Here is a 15,706-nt window from a genome sequence, read left to right on the forward strand (position 1 = left end):
GGCTACGGCAGGACGGCCACGCCGTCGAGTTCGACCAGCGCCTGGTCGTCCCAGAGGCGGACCACCCCTATCACGGCCATCGCCGGATAGTCACGGCCCGCCAACCTCCGCCAGATCGCACCGAGTTCGCCGGCGCAGCCCCGGTACGCCGCCACGTCCACCGCGTAGACGGTGACACGGGCCAGGTCCCCCGGGGCCCCGCCGGACTCCGCGAGCGCCGTCAGCAGGTTGGACAGGGCCCGCTCGAACTGCTCCGGCAGGGTCTCGCCCACCACCTTGCCCGAGGCGTCCAGCGCCGTCTGGCCGGCCAGGAACACCAGCCGGGAACCGGTCGCCGCCACCGCGTGCGAGAAGCCCGTCGGCGGCGACAGTTCCGCCGGGTTGATCCGCTCCAGGCTCATCGCGCGGCCACCTCCCCGTACAGCTCCTTGGCGATGATCGTGCGCTGGACCTCGCTGGCGCCCTCGTAGATCCGCGGGGCGCGGACCTCCCGGTAGAGGTGTTCCAGCAGGTGGCCCCGCTGGAGGGCGACGGCTCCGTGCAGCTGGACCGCGTGGTCCACGACGTACTGGGCCGTCTCCGTGGCGAGCAGTTTCGCCATCGCCGCGCGGCGGGGTACGTCCGGGGCGCCCCGGTCGTAGGCCCCGGCGGCCGCGTACACGAGCAGCCGGGCCGCCTCGGTGCGGGTGGCCATCTCGGCGACCCGGTGCGCCACGGCCTGGAGGTCGCGCAGCATCCCGCCGAAGGCCGCACGGCCCGCGGTGTACGTCAGGGTCGCGTCGAGCGCGGCCCGGGCCATGCCCACCGCGAACGCGCCGACGCTGGGGCGGAAGAGGTTCAGGGTGTCCATCGCGACCCGGAAGCCGCGCCCGGGCTCGCCCAGCAGGTCCCGGGGGCCGACCGGGACCCCGTCGAAGGCGAGCGCGCCGATGGGGTGGGGGGAGAGCATCTCCAGGGCCTCGCCGGAGAGTCCGGGGCGGTCCGCCGGGACGAGGAAGGCCGATACCCCCTTGGCGCCCGGCCCTTCACCCGTCCGGGCGAACACGGTGTAGAAATCGGCTTCCGGGGCGTTGGAGATCCACCGCTTCTCCCCGCTGAGGCGCCAGCCGCCCCCGGAGTCCGGGGCTGCCGCCAGGGCCAGCGCCGCCGCGTCCGAGCCGGCCCCCGGCTCGCTCAGCGCGAAGGCCGCCACGGTGCGACCGGCGCGCACACCGGGCAGCCAGCGCTCGCGCTGTGCCTCGCTGCCCTCCCGCAGGACCGGGTAGGCGCCCAGCCCTTGGAGGGCGAGCGCCGTCTCGGCCTCCGTGCAGCCGTAGGCGAGGGATTCGCGCAGCAGGCACAGTTCCAGCGCGCCCGACGCGAAGACCCGTTCCAGCAGGCCCGCCTCCCCCAGTGCCGCGAGGAGCGGCCGGTTGACCCGGCCTGGCTCCCCCTTCTCGGCCAGCGGCCTCAGCCGCTCCGCCGACAGTGCGCGCAACTGCCCGCACCACTCCTCCTGGTCCGCCCCGAGCGCGAATCCGGTCATCCGAATGTCCCCGCATCTATCGCGTCCTGTTGACTGCCGTCACCATCACGATACGCTCGTGTCGCGACCGCACGGCCGGCTCCACCCCAATCCGGACCGTCGCAAGGGGGCGAACCCGCCTTGGACCTCAAACCTTCCGCGCACACCGACACCTTTGCCCGCGACCACCTGCCGCCCGCCGGCTCGTGGCCGGAACTCCTCTTCGAGCTGCCCGAGCTCGCGTACCCGGACCGGCTCAACTGCGGGGCCGAGCTGCTCGACGCGACCATCGCCCGGTTCGGGCCCGACCGCCCGGCCTTCCGCACCGGCGCCGGCGAGGTGTGGACCTACGGTGCGCTGCGCGAGCGCGTGGACCGCCTCGCGCACGTACTCACTGTCGATCTGGGCGTCGTCCCCGGCAACCGGGTGCTGCTGCGCGGACCCACCGGCCCCTGGCTCGCGGCGTGCTGGCTCGCGGTGCTGAAGGCGGGCGCGGTGGCCGTCACCGTCCTGCCCCAGCAGCGGGCCCAGGAGCTGGCCACGGTCTGCGCGATGGCCCAGGTGCGCCACGCCCTGTGCCACGCCGACGTGCTCGACGACCTCGTCAGGGCCGGGGTGCCGGGGCTGCGCATCACCCCGTACGGGGGCGGGTCCGAGGACGATCTGCTGCGGCTGGCCGAGGCCCGGACGGCCGTGCCCTTCCCCGCCGTCGACACCTCCGCCGACGACGTCGCGCTCATCGCCTTCACCTCGGGCACCACCGGGCGGCCGAAGGGCTGCATGCACTTCCACCGGGACCTGCTCTCCGTCGCCGACACCTTCTCCCGCGGGGTGCTGCGCCCCCGTCCCGACGACGTCTTCGCGGGCAGTCCGCCGCTCGGCTTCACCTTCGGGCTCGGCGGACTGGTCGTCTTCCCGCTGCGGGCCGGCGCCTCCGCGCTGCTGCTGGCGGAGGCGGGGCCGCGCACGCTGCTGCCCGCCCTGGCGCAGCACCGGGTGACGGTGCTGTTCACCGCGCCGACCGCCTACCGGACGATGCTGGACGCGCTGGGCCCGTACGACGTGGGTGCGTACGACCTCTCCGCGCTGCGCCGCTGCGTCTCCGCCGGGGAGAACCTGCCCGCGGCGACCTGGCAGGCCTGGTACGAGCGCACCGGCCTGCGGATCATCAACGGGATCGGGGCCACCGAGCTGCTGCACATCTTCATCTCCGCCGCCGACGAGGACATCCGGCCCGGTACGACCGGCCGGGTGGTGCCGGGCTGGCAGGCCCGGGTGGTGGACCCGTCCGGCCGGCCGGTCGCGGACAACGAGCCGGGGCTGCTGGCCGTACGCGGCCCGGTGGGCTGCCGGTACCTGGCCGATCCCCGGCAGGCCGAATACGTACGGGACGGCTGGAACCTCACCGGCGACACCTACGTACGGGACCCGGAGGGGTACTTCCGCTACGTGGCCCGCGCGGACGACATGATCATCTCCGCGGGGTACAACATCGCGGGCCCGGAGGTGGAGGAGGCCCTGCTGCGCCACCCGGACGTGGTGGAGGCGGCGGTGGTGGGCCGCCCGGACGAGCGACGCGGGCAGGTCGTGGTGGCGTACACGGTCACCCGTGAGGGCGTCACGCTCACGGAGGAGGATCTGCGCACCTTCATGCGGGCCGAGCTGGCCCCGCACAAGTGCCCGCGCTCCTTCGTCTTCCTTCGCGCGCTCCCCCGCACGGCCACCGGCAAACTGCAACGCTTCCGGCTGCGCGATCTAGAGTGAAGCTGTGGCCGAGCAGCACACCCCGCGATCCCTGATCGTCACCTTCTACGGCGCCTACGGGCGGGCCTTCGAGGGCCCGGTCCCGGTGTCCGCGCTGATCCGCCTGCTGGGCGCGGCCGGCGTGGACGCCGCGTCGGTCCGCTCTTCGGTGTCCCGGCTGAAGCGGCGCGACTTCCTGCTGCCCGCGCGCGCGGCGGACGGCTCGGCGGCCTACGAGCTCTCCCGGGAGGCGCGGCAGCTGCTGGAGGACGGCGACCGGCGGATCTACGGCGCCCCGCAGCGCTCGCCCGAGTGGCTGGTGGCGGTGTTCTCCGTCCCGGAGCAGGAGCGGCACAAGCGGCACCTGCTGCGCTCCCGGCTGGCCCGGCTCGGCTTCGGCGCGGTGGCGCCGGGCGTGTGGATCGCCCCGGCCCAGCTGTACGAGGAGACCGGGCACACGCTGGAGCGGCTGCACCTGACCCCGTACGTGGAGCTGTTCCGCGGCGCCCACCTCGGCTTCGCCCCGACCGCCGAGGCGGTGGCGCGCTGGTGGGACCTGGCCTCCCTGGCCAAGCAGCACGAGGAATTCCTCGACCTGCACGAACCCGCTCTGCGCGCCCTCCAGTCGGGCCCGGACCCCACTCCGGAGGAGGCCTACCGCGGCTACCTCCTCGCCCTGGACAGCTGGCGGCGCCTCCCGTACGCCGACCCGGGGCTGCCGCGCGAGCTGCTGCCTGCGGACTGGCCGGGCGACCGCGCGGCGGCGGTGTTCGCGGAACTCCACGCGAGGCTGCGGGACGTGGGCGCCGCCTTCGCGGGGCCGTGACGCAAAACCGGGTGCGCGGGGCCCCTGCCGACGCGAGGATGGGACATGACCTGGACCTTCACTCGTGACCTGGCGGCCTTTCTGGCCGCGGCGGGCCCTTCGGTGGCCGCCCGGCCCGTGTCGAACACCATCCTGCTGACCACGGCCGACGCCCTGGAGCGGCGCGGGCCGCACGCCTTCGGCCGGGCGGACCCCTTCTTCGGCTGGTGGACCGGGGCCGAGGGGGCCGTCGCCGGCGGGCTGCTGTGCACACCGCCGTTCCCCGTGCTGCTCAGCGCGTTGCCCGCCGAAGCGGTCCGGGCGCTGGCGGTCGCCCTCGACACCGAACCGCTGCTCGCCGGCATCAGCGGGTTCAACGCCCGCCGGGCCGACGCCGAGGTGCTCGCCGGGGCCTGGGGGCAGCCGGCCCGGGTCGCCGAGGAGAACCGCCTGTACCGGCTGGACGGGCTGATCGCCCCGGATCCCGCCCCGGCAGGGCGGGCCCGGAACGCCGCCGAGGCCGACCTCCCGCTGCTGCTGAACTGGATCGAGGCCTTCAACCTGGAGGCCGGGCAGCCCGGGTCCCCCTCCGCGGCCGCCCTGCGCGACCGGATCTCGTACGGCGGGGTGCTCCTGTGGGAGCACGCCGGAGCCCCCGTCTCCCTGGCCTCCTTCACCCGCCCGATCGGCTCGGCCTGCCGGATCGGCCCGGTCTGGACCCCGCCAGGGTCCCGCCGCCACGGTTTCGCGGCCGGGGTCACGCACGCGGCGAGCCGGGCGGCGTACGCGGCCGGCGCCTCGGAGGTGCTCCTCTTCACCGACCTGGCCAACCCCACCAGCAACGGCGTGTACCTGCGCCTGGGTTACGTCCCGGTCGAGGACCGCACGGAGGTCGTCGCCGCCTGACCACGCCGCCGCAAGCCCGCGGGCGTAGGGGCGTAGGGCCGTACGGGTACTGGCCTAAGGGCGTACCGGCGTACGGGCGTCAGCCGCGGCCCGTCGGCGGGGGACGGCTGCCCGCGCGGTAGGGGGCGGGCCAGGGCGCGGCCGGGCCCTCGTAGGACTGCTCGGCGGCCGCGTGCAGGGTCCAGTGGGGGTCGTAGAGGTGGGGACGGCCGAGGGCGCACAGGTCGGCGCGGCCGGCCAGCAGCAGGGAGTTGACGTCGTCCCAGGAGGAGATCGCCCCGACCGTGATGACCGGGATCCCCAGCGCGTTGCGGATCCGGTCGGCGTAGGGGGTCTGGTACGAGCGCCCGTACTCGGGGGCCTCGTCCGCCACCACCTGGCCGGTCGAGACGTCGACGGCGTCCGCGCCGCGGGCGGCGAAGGCCGCCGCGATCGCCACGGCCTCCTCGTCCGAGGTGCCGCCGGGCGCCCAGTCGGTCGCCGAGAGGCGGACCGTCATGGGCCGGTCCCCGGGCCAGACGGCGCGGACCGCGTCGAAGACCTCCAGCGGGAAGCGCAGCCGGTTCTCCAGGGAGCCGCCGTAGGCGTCGGTGCGGTGGTTGGTCAGCGGCGACAGGAAGCCGGAGAGCAGGTAGCCGTGGGCGCAGTGGAGTTCCAGCAGGTCGAAGCCGCAGGCGGCCGCGCGGACCGCGGCGGCCGTGAAGTCGGAGCGGACCGCTTCCAGGTCGGCGGCCGTCGCCGCGCGCGGGACGGCCGAGACGCCCGGCCGGTAGCGCAGCGCGGAGGGGGCCAGCAGCGGCCAGTTGTCCTCCGGCAGCGGGTCGTCCATGCCCTCCCACATCACGCGTGTCGAGCCCTTGCGGCCCGAGTGCCCGAGCTGGACGCCCAGCGCGGTACCGGGTGCGGAGGTGTGCACGAAGTCGGCGATCCGCTTCCAGGCCGTGGCCTGCTCCTGCGTGTACAGGCCCGCGCAGCCCGGGGTGATGCGGCCCTCGGCGCTGACGCAGACCATTTCCGTCATCACCAGGCCGGCCCCGCCCAGGGCCCGCGCGCCGAGGTGTACGAGGTGGAAGTCCCCGGGGACGCCCTCCACGGCCGAGTACATGTCCATCGGGGAGACCACGACCCGGTTGCGCAGGGTCAGTCCGCGCAGGGTGAACGGGGTGAACATCGGCGGGGTCCGCTCGTCCGGGGCGCCGAAGTCGCGTTCCACGGAGCGGGTGAACCGCTCGTCGCGCAGCCGCAGGTTGCCGTGGGTGACCCGGCGGCTGCGGGTGAGCAGGTTGAAGGCGAACTGCCGGGCGGGCTGGTCGACGTAGCCCGCGATCTCCTCGAACCAGCGCATGCTGGCGGCCGCCGCCCGCTGGGTGCTGGCCACCGCGGGACGGCGCGCCGCCTCGTACGCGGCGAGGGCGGAGGGCACGTCCGGGTGCGCGGCGACCGCTTCGGCGAGGGCGAGGGCGTCCTCCACGGCCAGTTTGGTGCCGGAGCCGATGGAGAAGTGCGCGGTGTGCGCCGCGTCGCCGAGCAGCGCCACGTTGCCGTGCGACCACCGCTCGTTCACGACGGTACGGAAGCGGGTCCACGCCGAGTGGTTCCCGCGCAGCGGCCGCCCGCGCAGGGCCTCGCTGAAGATCTTGGCGCAGCGGGCCGCCGACTCGCTCTCGTCGCACAGGTCGAAGCCCGCCGCCGCCCACACCTCGTCGCGCATTTCGACGATCACCGTGGAGGAGTCCGCGGAGTACGGATAGGCGTGCAGCTGCATCACCCCGTACTCGGTCTCCGCGACCTCGAAGCGGAAGGCCTCGAAGGCGAAGTCGGCGGCCAGCCAGATGTAGCGGCAGCGGCCGTTCGTCACCGTCGGGCCGAAGTGCGCGGCCCCGCTCTGCCGGATCGCGCTGTGCACCCCGTCCGCCGCGACCACCAGGTCGTGGGAGGCGGCGAGGGCGGCGGCGTCGGGGGCCCCGGCCCGGAAGCGGAGCCGGACGCCCAGGCCGGCGCAGCGCTCGTGCAGGATCTCCAGCAGCCGGCGCCGGCCGAGGGCGGCGAAGCCGTGGCCGCCGGAGGTCAGCAGCCGGCCCCGGTGGACGACGTCCACGTCGTCCCAGCGCACGAACTCCGCGCTCAGGGCGGCGTGGACCACGGTGTCCGCCCGCTCGATGCCGCCGAGGGTCTCGTCGGAGAGGACCACGCCGAAGCCGAAGGTGTCCTCGGGTGCGTTGCGTTCCCACACCTCGACGCGGTGGCCCTGCCGGGCCAGCAGCGCGGCGGCGTACAGTCCTCCCGGCCCGCCGCCCACGACGGCGACCCGCAGGGGGTGCGCGGCGTCCGGGGACATGGCGCTACCTGCCCTTCCACTGCGGCGGCCGTTTCCCGGTGAAGGCGGCGTGGAACTCCGCGTAGTCCTCGCCGTTCATCAGCAGGGCCTGGGTGGCCGCGTCGAGCTCCACCGACGCGGCCAGCGGCATGTCGAGTTCGGCGGTGAGCAGCGCCTTGGTCTGTGCGTAGGCGAGGGCGGGGCCGGCGGCCAGGTGCGCGGCGAGTTCGGCGGCCCGTACGTGGGCCTTGCCCTCGTCGGTGAGTTCGCTGAGCAACCCGATCCGCTCGGCCTCGGGCGCGCGTACGGGCTCTCCGAGCATCAGCAGCCGGGTGGCGTGGCCGAGGCCGACGACGCGGGGCAGCAGGTAGGCGGCGCCCATGTCCCCGCCGGAGAGGCCGACCCGGGTGAAGAGGAAGGCGAAGCGGGCGGTGGGGTCGGCGATGCGGAAGTCGGCGGCGAGGGCGAGGACGGCTCCGGCTCCGGCGGCCACTCCGTGCACGGCGGCGATCACCGGGAAGGGGCATTCGCGGATGGCCCGCACCACCTGGCCGGTCATCCGGTTGAAGTCGAGGAGCTGGGCGGTGTCCATGGCGAGGGTGGCGCCGATGATCTCGTCGACGTCGCCGCCGGAGCAGAAGCCTCGGCCCTCGCCGCCGAGCACGAGGGCCCGTACGGAGCGCTCCCGGGACAGTTCGGCCAGCAGGTCGCGCAGGTCGGCGTAGGCGCCGAAGGTCAGCGCGTTCAGCTTGTCGGGGCGGTCGAGGGTGACGGTGGCCACGCCGTCCTGCCGGGTCACCCGGAGGTGGCGCCACCGTTCGGTCGCTGATGAGGAACCGGTGAAGGGGCTCACACCGTCGACGGTATCACTGGATCGTGACCGCCGTCACAGAAACGCGACACCTGGGGTTGCGGTGGGCGGGCGGGGGCCGGGCCGCCGCGGTATGACTATGCGCCGGGCTTCGCACCGGGCTCGGCGAGCATCGCGACGAGCACGGCCTTGATGGTGTGCAGCCGATTCTCGGCCTCGTCGAAGACCACGGAGTGCGCCGACTCGAACACCTCGTCCGTCACCTCCAGGGAGGCGAGCCCGTGACGCTCGTGGATCCCCCGGGCGACCTCGGTGCCCAGGTCGTGGAAGGCGGGCAGGCAGTGCATGAACTTCACGTCCGGGTTCCCGGTGGCCCGCAGGACGTCCATCGTCACCGCGTACGGGGACAGGGCCGCGATCCGCTCGTCCCAGACCTCCCTGGGCTCCCCCATGGACACCCAGATGTCGGTCACCACGAAGTCGGCCTGGACGACCCCCTCGCCGATCTCCTCGGTCAGCGTGATGCGGGCGCCGCTGCCCGCCGCGAGCTCCCGGGCCGCGGCCACCACCGACTCCGCCGGCCAGTAGGCCTTCGGCGCCACGATCCGTACGTCCATGCCCAGCAGGGCGCCGGTCACGAGGTAGGAGTTGCCCATGTTGAAGCGGGCGTCGCCGAGGTAGGCGAAGGCGATCCGCTCCAGCGGCTTGGCGCTGTGCTCGGTCATGGTCAGCAGGTCGGCCAGCATCTGGGTGGGGTGCCAGTCGTCGGTGAGGCCGTTGAAGACCGGCACCCCGGCGTGGGCCGCGAGTTCCTCGACGACGTCCTGGCTGTCGCCCCGGTACTCGATCCCGTCGAACATCCGGCCCAGCACCCGGGCGGTGTCCTTGACCGACTCCTTGTGCCCCATCTGGGAGCCCGAGGGGTCGAGGTACGTGGTGTGGGCGCCCTGGTCCGCGGCGGCGACCTCGAAGGCGCAGCGGGTGCGCGTCGAGGTCTTCTCGAAGATCAGCGCGATGTTCCTGCCCTGGAGCAGGCGCTGCTCGGTCCCGGCCTTCTTGGCCGCCTTGAGCTCGGCGGCGAGCTCGATCAGGCCGCGGAACTCGGCGGCGGTGAAGTCGAGCTCCTTGAGGAAACTGCGGCCGACGAGATCGGGGGCCATGGCGTCGCTCCAGCGTCACGGTGACAGGGGATGTTGGAAGTCTATACGATCCTATGCATTGATATACAGCCCTGGCTGCTGGTCGGGCTCGATCCACGGACGCCCAGGACACCCCGGGCCTACTCGTCTCGTGCTGTGTCCGGTGACACCCCTTAGACCGGGTCCCGCTCCACCGGGCAGCTCATGCACCGCGGGCCGCCGCGCCCTCGCCCCAGCTCGCTGCCCGGGATCTCGATCACCTCGATGCCCTCCTTGCGCAGGTGCGTGTTGGTCGTCACGTTCCGCTCGTACGCGACGACCACCCCCGGCTCGACGGCCAGCACGTTGCAGCCGTCGTCCCACTGCTCGCGCTCCGCCGAGTGCACGTCCTGCCGTGCGGTCAGCACCCGGATCGAGTCCAGCCCGAGCGCCGCCGCGACGGCCCGGTGCATGTGCTCCGGCGCGTGGTCGGTCACCTTCAGGTCGGAGGCCCCGGCGCCCGGCTCGATCGTGTAGGAGGGGAGCATGCCGAGCCCCGCGTACTGAGTGAACGTATCTCCGTCGACCATCGTCATCACCGTGTCCAGGTGCATGAAGGCCCGCCGCTTGGGCATGTCAAGGGCCACGATGCTGGTCGCCGACCCGGCGGCGAACAGGCCACGGGCCAGCATCTCCACGGCCTGCGGCGTGGTCCGCTCGCTCATCCCGATCAGGACCGCACCGTTGCCGAGGACCAGTACGTCCCCGCCCTCGATCGTCGAGGGGTAGTCCGCCTGCCCCTGCGACCAGTAGTGGAAGGCCCCGGAGGAGGTGAAGAGCGGGTGGTGCTTGTAGATCGCCTCGAAGTGGACGGTCTCCCGCTGCCGGGCCGGCCAGCGCATCGCGTTGATGGACACCCCGTCGTAGATCCAGGCCGAGGTGTCCCGGGTGAAGAGGTGGTTGGGCAGCGGCCCCAGCAGGAAGTCGTCCAGTTCCATGGCGTGGAAGCGCACCGACACCGGCTCGGCGTGCCGCTCCAGGAACTCCCGCTTGGTCATCCCGCCGACCAGCGCCTCGGCCAGCGCGACCGGGCTCAGCCCGTCGAAGACCGACCGCAGGTGGTCGGTGGCCAGCGGACCGTACTCCTTCTCGTCGAACACCCGGTCCAGGACGAGGTGTCTGGCCTCCGGAATGTCCAGGGCCTCGCACAGCAGGTCCCCGAAGAGGTGGACCTCCACGCCCCGGTCGCGCAGCACGTCCGCGAACCCGTCGTGCTCCTGACGGGCCCGGCGCACCCACAGCACGTCGTCGAAGAGCAGTGCGTCCTTGTTGCTCGGTGTGAGCCGCTTCAGCTCCAGGTCGGGCCGGTGGAGGATGACGCGGCGAAGCCGCCCGGTCTCGGAGTCGACGTGGAATCCCATGCCGTACACGTTCGCAGACCGGGCGGCCTTTTGAGGTGGCGTCCGCTCAGCGGGGGGTGGCGAGGCCGAGGAGCGCCGAGGGCGCGCCGGTCAGCTCCGGGGTGATCAGGCCCAGTTCGGGCGCGGTCAGGTTCGGCAGGCCGAAGTTGGAGGCGTCCGGATTCGTCAGCAGACCGCCGGCGGCCAGACCGGGGGTCCGCGCGCGCATGGTGGTGGCCGGGGCGTCCAGGGAGCCCTCGCCGTCCGTCTCCGGCTTGCCCAGCAGGTTCGGCACCGGCGAGGTGACGAGGGTGTTGCCGAGCTCGGTGCCGATCGGAACCACCGGGAGCAGTGGGGTCGGGAGCATGCTCCCCTCGTGGAAGCGGGGAGCCTCGGGCGCGCCCACGACCGGGATCGGCACTCCGGTGTCCAGGCGGGGGGCGTCCACTCCCAGCGTGGTCTTCACGGCGTCGAGCGGGACACCGACCGGGACCGAGTCGGCCATGGCCGGGGTGGCCGCGCCGGCCGCGGCCATACAGGTCATGAGCGCCGCAATGCTTCCGCGCGCGGTCATCTTCATAGGTGATGTTCCGTCCTTCCAGGGTCGCGGACATTCCGCTGCCCTGGATGAACGATCCCGCCGGTGGTTTTCCCGGAGTTCTCCGTGAAAGTTCCCCCATACGACCTAATTCAAGGCCGTACGGGGGCACGGGCTTTACGCCGGGATCAGAGCCCGGGTCGGTGCCCGGTCAGTGCCGGTGTCGGTGCCCGGGTCAGAGCCGGGGGTCGACCGGCTCCGACTCCAGGGCGAGGACCGCGAAGACGGCCTCGTGGACCCGCCACAGCGGCTCCTCGGCCGCCAGCCGGTCCAGTGCCTCCAGCCCGAGTGCGTACTCGCGCAGGGCCAGCGAGCGCTTGTGGCCGAGGAACCGGCCCCGCAGCCGCTCCAGATTCTCCGGACGCGTGTACTCCGGGCCGTAGATGATCCGCAGGTACTCGCGTCCGCGCACCTTCACACCCGGCTGCACCAGGCGACCCTTGCCGTCCCGGGCGTACGCCTGGAGCGGCTTGACGACCATGCCCTCGCCGCCGGCGGCCGTCAGCTCCAGCCACCAGTCCGTGCCGGCCCGTACGGAGTCCGGGTCGCCGGTGTCCACCAGGATTCGGCCGGTGCGCCGCAGCAGCCCGGTGCCGGAGGCCTCGTCGGCGGCGACGAGCCGGTCCAGCCAGAACAGCTGCTCGTCGTGCGGGACTGCGGCCAGCGACCTCCCGGCCGCCGCCAGCAGCTGGAAGGGCGCGAACCGTACGCCGTCCAGCCCGTCGGTGGTCCAGCAGTAGCGGCGGTACGCCTCGGTGAAGGCGGCCGCGTCGGCGGCCCGGCCGCGCTGGCGCTCCAGCAGGGCGCCGGTGTCGATGCCCCGGGCGGCAGCCGCTTCCAGGGCGGCGATCGCGCCGGGGAAGACGGCGGCGGAGGCCGCGCCCACGGCGGCGTACTGGTTGCGCAGCAGCCCGGTGGACTTCAGCGACCAGGGCAGCAGTTCCCCGTCGAGCAGCAGCCAGTCCGTGCCCAGTTCCTCCCACAGGCCGGCGTCGGTGACCGCCGACCGGATCCGGGTGAGGACCTCCTCGGTGACCTCGGGGTCGCCGAAGAAGGGCCGCCCGGTGCGGGTGTAGACGGAGCCGGTCGGCCCGTCGACGCCGAACCGCTCGCGGGCCGCGCCGGCGTCCTTGCAGACCAGCACGGTGGCGCGGGAGCCCATGTGCTTCTCCTCGCACACGACCTGCGCGATGCCGTCCTTGAGGTACTGGGCGAAGGCCTCGGCCGGGTGCTCCAGGTAGCTCTCATCAGCGGCTCCGCCGCGGGCCTCATCAGTGGCTCCGCCGCGGGCTTCATCAGCGGCTCCACTGCGGGCGTCATCGGCGGCTCCGCTGCGGGCGTCATCGGCGGCTCCGCCGCGGGCGCCCCCCTGGGAGGTCGCGGTCGGCGCCATGGTCGGCGGCAGGTACGGCACCAGCCGGGGGTCCACCGCGAAGCGGCTCATGACCTCCAGGGCGGCGGCCGCGTTCTCCTCGCGCACGTTGACGTTGCCCAGGTGGCGGGTCTCCACGACCCGGCGCCCGTGTACGTCGGCCAGGTCGAGCGGGCGCCCGTCGAGGCCGCCGGGCACCTCGGCGACGAGCGGCTTGACCGGCTCGTACCAGACCTTCTCGGCCGGTACGTCGACCAGTTCGCGCTCCGGCCAGCGCAGCGCGGTCATCCGCCCGCCGAAGACGGCGCCGGTGTCGAGGCAGATGGTGTTGTTGATCCAGGAGGTGTCCGGGACCGGGGTGTGGCCGTAGACCACGACGGCCTTGCCCCGGTACTCCTCGGCCCACGGGTAGCGCACGGGCAGGCCGAACTCGTCGGTCTCGCCGGTGGTCTCCCCGTAGAGGGCGTGCGAGCGCACCCGGCCGGAGGTGCGGCCGTGGTACTTCTCGGGCAGGCCGGCGTGGCAGACCACGAGCTTGCCGCCGTCGAGGACGTAGTGGCTGACGAGGCCGCGGATGAACTCCCGCACCTCCTGGACGAACTCCTCCGGCTCCCCTTCCAGCTGCTCGATCGTCTCGGCGAGGCCGTGGGTCCGCTGGACCTTGGAGCCCTTCAGATAACGGCCGAGCTTGTTCTCGTGGTTCCCGGGCACGCACAGGGCGTTGCCGGACTTCACCATGCCCATGACGCGGCGCAGCACGCCCGGGCTGTCCGGCCCGCGGTCGACGAGGTCGCCGACGAAGACGGCGGTGCGCCCGTCGGGGTGGACGCCGTCCTCATAACCGAGCTTGGAGAGCAGGGTCTCCAGCTCGGAGGCGCAGCCGTGGATGTCGCCGACGATGTCGAAGGGGCCGGTGAGGTGGGTGAGGTCGTTGAACCGCTTTTCGAGGACCACCTCGGCGGTGTCGGCCTCCGCGACGGAGCGCAGCACGTGCACCTTGCGGAAGCCCTCGCGCTCCAGTCCGCGCAGCGAGCGCCGCAGGTCGCGGCGGTGGCGCTGGATGACGGCGCGGGGCAGCCCGGCCCGGTCGGGGCGGGTGGAGTTGCGCGCGGCGCAGACCTCCTCGGGCATGTCCAGCACGATGGCGATGGGCAGGACGTCGTGCTCGCGGGCGAGCTGGACCAGCTGCCGGCGGGCGTCGGCCTGGACGCTGGTCGCGTCGACGACGGTGAGGCGGCCCGCGGCGAGCCGCTTGCCGGCGATGTAGTGCAGGACGTCGAAGGCTTCCTTGCTGGCGCTCTGGTCGTTCTCGTCGTCGGCGACCAGGCCACGGCAGTAGTCGGAGGAGATGACCTCGGTGGGCTTGAAGTGCTTGCGGGCGAAGGTGGACTTGCCCGAGCCGGTGGCCCCGATCAGGACGACGAGGGACAGGTCGGTGACGGGAAGCGTGCGGGCGCGCGGGACGGCCGCGCCGCCCGCGGTGCCCTCGGCGGTCCTGGCGGCGGTCCCGGTGGGCGTACCGGCGGTCTCGGTGCCGGTCTCGCGGCTGGTCCCGGTACTGCTGTCGGCGCTGTTGTCAGTGCTGCTCTCGGTGCTGCTGTCGGTGGTCATGCTGCCTCGCCCTCCTTCGGGGTCTCGTTGGCGGTGACGGCGGTGAACACGGCCATCTGGGTCGGCGGTCCGACCTCGGGGTCGTCGTCCCCGACGGGGACGAACTCGACTCCGTACCCGTGCCGTTCGGCGACGCCGCGCGCCCAGGTCCCGAACTCCTCGCGGGTCCATTCGAAGCGGTGGTCGCGGTGGCGGACCTGCCCGGCGGGCAGGGTCTCCCAGCGGACGTTGTACTCCACGTTCGGAGTGGTGACCAGGACGGTGCGGGGGCGGGCCGAGCCGAACACCGCGTACTCCAGCGCGGGCAGCCGCGGCAGGTCCAGGTGCTCGATGACCTCGCTGAGCACGGCCGCGTCGTAGCCGGTCAGCCGCTTGTCGGTGTAGGCGAGCGAGCCCTGCAGGAGCTGGACGCGGGAGCTCTGACGCTCTCCCATCCGCTCCAGCCGCAGCCGCCTGGCGGCGGTGTTCAGCGCCCGCACGGACACGTCGACACCGACGATCTCGGTGAAGGACACGTCCCCGAGCAGCGCCTGCACCAGCTGGCCCTGGCCGCAGCCGAGGTCGAGCACCCGGGCGGCGCCGGCGGCGCGCAGGGCCGCCAGGATCGCCTCGCGCCGCTGCACGGCGAGCGGTACCGACCGCGCCGCGGTGTCGTCGGTGCCCGCGTCGTCGTCGACGGCGTTGTCGAGCTCCTCGACCTCGCTGCCGTCGGCCTCGGCGAGGCGGAGCAGTTCCAGGCGCTCCAGGGCGTCCTGGGTCAGCCGTTTGTGGCGGGCCAGGTAGCGGGAGCTGATCAGGCCGTGCTCCGGGTGGGCGGCGAGCCAGCCGTCTCCGGCGCGCAGCAGCTTGTCGACCTCGTCGGGGGCGATCCAGTAGTGCTTGGCGTCGTCGAGCACGGGCAGCAGGACGTACAGCTGCCGCAGGGCGTCCGCTAGCCGCAGCTCGCCCTCCAGCACGAGCCGTACGTAACGGGAGTCCCCCCACTCGGGGAACTGCTCGTCGAGCGGTACGGCGTCGACCTGTACGAGGTCCCAGCCGAGCGGGTCGAACAGCCGGTGCACCAGCTCCGCCCCGCCGCGCGCGGGCAGCACCGGTACCTCGATCCGCAGCGGGCATGCCTGCTCCGGCAGTTCCGGGCGGGCGGCGCACTGGCCCTTCAGGGCGCTTCGGAACACCCCGCTGAGGGCAACGGCCAGCAGCGAGGACGCGGCGTACGGGCGGTCGTTGACGTACTGGGCGAGCGCGACGTCGGGAGCCCCGCCCCGGCCCTTGCCCTGGCCGCGCCGCACGAGCGCGACGGGATCCACCTCCAACAGCAGGGCCGCCGTGCACCGCTGGGCCGTGGCCTCGGGGTAGAACACGTGGGCGGTGCCGTGGGAGGTGGAGAACGCCTGCGTCTTCCCGGGATGCTTGTGGAGCAGGTAGCCCAGGTCGGTGGCGGGTCGTTCAGGGGAGCCGGTGGTGGAGATCGTCAGGAACACACGGCCGATTGTTGCTGGTGGGCGCCCGTGTCCGCCTCCG

At 73.4% G+C, this 15,706-nt stretch carries 12 protein-coding genes; 3 read left to right on the plus strand and 9 right to left on the minus strand.

Features of this window, described 5'->3' with window-relative positions:
* Positions 1–2: 2 nt before the first annotated feature.
* Both OG447_RS29060 and OG447_RS29065 read right to left on the minus strand, forming a co-directional pair.
* Positions 3–401: a RidA family protein gene (locus tag OG447_RS29060; protein WP_266940403.1), complete on the minus strand. Its 399-nt coding sequence runs from the start codon at positions 399–401 to the stop codon at positions 3–5.
* Positions 398–1,525, minus strand: a complete 1,128-nt coding sequence (locus OG447_RS29065; RefSeq protein ID WP_266940404.1) for an acyl-CoA dehydrogenase family protein — start codon at positions 1,523–1,525, stop codon at positions 398–400. Before OG447_RS29065 ends, OG447_RS29060 begins: the two co-directional genes overlap by 4 nt.
* A 120-nt stretch (positions 1,526–1,645) precedes the next feature.
* Between OG447_RS29065 and OG447_RS29070 the strand changes: the two genes are divergently transcribed.
* Genes OG447_RS29070 through OG447_RS29080 form a run of 3 tightly spaced genes read left to right on the plus strand, consistent with a single transcriptional unit; the run spans position 1,646 to position 4,958 of the window.
* Entirely contained in the window at positions 1,646–3,268 is a 1,623-nt protein-coding gene (locus OG447_RS29070; RefSeq protein ID WP_266940406.1) for an AMP-binding protein, read from the plus strand.
* A gap of 4 nt (positions 3,269–3,272) precedes the next feature.
* A complete protein-coding gene (locus OG447_RS29075) occupies positions 3,273–4,073 on the plus strand; it encodes a PaaX family transcriptional regulator C-terminal domain-containing protein (RefSeq protein WP_266940407.1) in 801 nt (266 codons plus the stop codon).
* 45 nt (positions 4,074–4,118) lie between these two features.
* Positions 4,119–4,958 carry a GNAT family N-acetyltransferase gene (locus OG447_RS29080; RefSeq protein ID WP_266940408.1) on the plus strand — a complete coding sequence of 280 codons (840 nt, stop codon included), beginning with the start codon at positions 4,119–4,121 and terminating at the stop codon, positions 4,956–4,958.
* 79 nt (positions 4,959–5,037) lie between these two features.
* Here the strand turns inward: OG447_RS29080 and OG447_RS29085 are convergent, their stop codons facing one another.
* The 7 genes from OG447_RS29085 to OG447_RS29115 all read right to left on the minus strand — a co-directional run bounded on the left by OG447_RS29085 (position 5,038) and on the right by OG447_RS29115 (position 15,666).
* Positions 5,038–7,296 carry a bifunctional salicylyl-CoA 5-hydroxylase/oxidoreductase gene (locus OG447_RS29085; protein ID WP_266940409.1) on the minus strand — a complete coding sequence of 753 codons (2,259 nt, stop codon included), beginning with the start codon at positions 7,294–7,296 and terminating at the stop codon, positions 5,038–5,040.
* 4 nt (positions 7,297–7,300) lie between these two features.
* Positions 7,301–8,128 (minus strand): enoyl-CoA hydratase family protein, encoded by an 828-nt coding sequence (locus OG447_RS29090; RefSeq protein WP_266940410.1) that lies wholly within the window; start codon positions 8,126–8,128, stop codon positions 7,301–7,303.
* A gap of 95 nt (positions 8,129–8,223) precedes the next feature.
* Positions 8,224–9,246, minus strand: a complete 1,023-nt coding sequence (gene argF, locus OG447_RS29095) for an ornithine carbamoyltransferase (protein WP_266940412.1) — start codon at positions 9,244–9,246, stop codon at positions 8,224–8,226.
* A gap of 152 nt (positions 9,247–9,398) precedes the next feature.
* Positions 9,399–10,625 carry an arginine deiminase gene (locus tag OG447_RS29100; RefSeq protein ID WP_266940413.1) on the minus strand — a complete coding sequence of 409 codons (1,227 nt, stop codon included), beginning with the start codon at positions 10,623–10,625 and terminating at the stop codon, positions 9,399–9,401.
* A gap of 46 nt (positions 10,626–10,671) precedes the next feature.
* The gene (locus tag OG447_RS29105) at positions 10,672–11,184 is read right to left on the minus strand and encodes a hypothetical protein (RefSeq protein WP_266940414.1); all 513 of its coding nucleotides are present in this window, start codon (positions 11,182–11,184) and stop codon (positions 10,672–10,674) included.
* Between the two features lie 193 nt (positions 11,185–11,377).
* Complete coding sequence (locus tag OG447_RS29110; RefSeq protein WP_266940415.1) at positions 11,378–14,185, minus strand: polynucleotide kinase-phosphatase; 2,808 nt, start codon at positions 14,183–14,185, stop codon at positions 11,378–11,380.
* Positions 14,182–15,666, minus strand: a complete 1,485-nt coding sequence (locus tag OG447_RS29115; protein WP_266940416.1) for a 3' terminal RNA ribose 2'-O-methyltransferase Hen1 — start codon at positions 15,664–15,666, stop codon at positions 14,182–14,184. Before OG447_RS29115 ends, OG447_RS29110 begins: the two co-directional genes overlap by 4 nt.
* Positions 15,667–15,706 lie beyond the last annotated feature (40 nt).

This window comes from Streptomyces sp. NBC_01408 (assembly GCF_026340255.1).
Classification (GTDB): Bacteria; Actinomycetota; Actinomycetes; order Streptomycetales; family Streptomycetaceae; genus Streptomyces.

What these genes read in the sequence shown, in the direction of transcription:
- OG447_RS29060 (WP_266940403.1), bottom strand. Translation starts at nt 401, where the DNA reads ATGAGCCTGGAGCGGATCAACCCGGCGGAACTGTCGCCGCCGACGGGC.
- OG447_RS29065 (WP_266940404.1), bottom strand. Translation starts at nt 1,525, where the DNA reads ATGACCGGATTCGCGCTCGGGGCGGACCAGGAGGAGTGGTGCGGGCAG.
- OG447_RS29080 (WP_266940408.1), top strand. Translation starts at nt 4,119, where the DNA reads ATGACCTGGACCTTCACTCGTGACCTGGCGGCCTTTCTGGCCGCGGCG.
- OG447_RS29085 (WP_266940409.1), bottom strand. Translation starts at nt 7,296, where the DNA reads ATGTCCCCGGACGCCGCGCACCCCCTGCGGGTCGCCGTCGTGGGCGGC.
- argF (WP_266940412.1), bottom strand. Translation starts at nt 9,246, where the DNA reads ATGGCCCCCGATCTCGTCGGCCGCAGTTTCCTCAAGGAGCTCGACTTC.
- OG447_RS29100 (WP_266940413.1), bottom strand. Translation starts at nt 10,625, where the DNA reads ATGGGATTCCACGTCGACTCCGAGACCGGGCGGCTTCGCCGCGTCATC.
- OG447_RS29105 (WP_266940414.1), bottom strand. Translation starts at nt 11,184, where the DNA reads ATGAAGATGACCGCGCGCGGAAGCATTGCGGCGCTCATGACCTGTATG.
- OG447_RS29110 (WP_266940415.1), bottom strand. Translation starts at nt 14,185, where the DNA reads ATGACCACCGACAGCAGCACCGAGAGCAGCACTGACAACAGCGCCGAC.